Source organism: Campylobacter sp. BCW_6465, from assembly GCF_001762815.1.
Classification (GTDB): domain Bacteria; phylum Campylobacterota; class Campylobacteria; order Campylobacterales; family Campylobacteraceae; genus Campylobacter_D; species Campylobacter_D jejuni.
Window position 1 is genome coordinate 1 of record NZ_MJXN01000109.1, and the last position, 1,374, is coordinate 1,374.

Sequence of the window (1,374 nt, forward strand, 5' to 3'; positions counted from 1 at the left end):
CAAAAAGAACTCTTTAACAAAAACATTGAGGCTTTAAGCAATATTCTTTTAAAAGAAAGTTTAAAAGAAATCAAATCTAGTAAATTTGAACTTATCTTAGGTAAAGATAATCTTGATATCAATCTAAAAGATACAAGTGATAATACTTTTCTTTATGAAAATGTTATTGATGAATTAAACACTATGTTAAACACTTATAATGATAAATATCTACTTTATCCTGTATTGTATTTTTATGGTTTTGGAAATGGAATTTTATTTAAAGCTTTATTGCAAAATAAAAATCATCAACATATTGTTGTTTTTGAAAAAGATATAGAAATCATTTGGGTGATGTTTCATATCTTAGATTTTTCAAATGAATTACAAAATTCAAGATTGATGATTTTAGAAACTAGTTCTTTAGATATAGAATTTTTTTCTGATTTTTGTTCTAGCAAACCTTTCTTTCAATTTTCTAGAATTTATTTTTTAGAACTGATGAGTAATTATTATGAAAGATTTCATGAAGATGTTTTAAAAATCAATCATAAACTAGCAGAAACTTTTAAAAATATCATTTTAAGAAATGGCAATGATCCACTTGATGCCCTTCAAGGCATAGAACAATTTGTTTATAATCTTCCTCAAATGATCACTCATCCTAGTTATACAGAATTACTTTCTAAAAGAAAGAATTTAAGTGATACAGCTATTATTGTTTCTACAGGGCCATCTCTTACCAAACAACTTCCTTTATTAAAAAAATATGCTAATAAAGCTACGATTTTTTGTGCGGATTCTTCTTATCCTATTTTAGCTAAGCATGGTATAAAGCCTGATTATGTTTGTATGCTTGAAAGAAAAGCCATTACAGCAGAATTTTTTAATCATGATTTTGGGGAATTTGATAAGGATATTATATTTATTTGTGCTGGTGTTGTTCATCCAAAGGCGATTGAGTATTTAAAGGATAGAAATTTAGTCATAACTCAAAAAGTTCTTGCTTTTCCATATTATATAAATCTTAAAGATTTTTCTTATGCTGCTGTAGGACTTAGTGTTGCACATACATTATCTTATCTAGCAACTTATCTAAGTCATAAAAACATCATTTTTATAGGACAGGATTTAGCTTATGCTGAAAATGGCAATTCTCATCCTGATGATTATCAAAATTCAGCTAATTATGAAAGTCAAATGTATGAACATATTTTAACTACAGCTTATGGAGGCAACGGAAAAGTCGAAACTCATAGTATATGGCTTTTATTTAAAAATTGGTTTGAAAATGAAATGATTCCAAATACTAGAAAAATGGGTATCACCACCTACAACTGCACCGAAGGTGGAGCAAGGATAGAAGGAACCATAGAAAAACCTTTTCTATGGGCT

1 protein-coding gene is annotated in these 1,374 nt (G+C 27.5%); it reads left to right on the forward strand.

Annotated features, from left to right (window positions below; genetic code table 11):
• Positions 1-1,374, forward strand: a 1,374-nt coding sequence (locus tag AJ886_RS08070; protein WP_261662876.1) for a motility associated factor glycosyltransferase family protein, incomplete at both ends; no start/stop codon positions are given.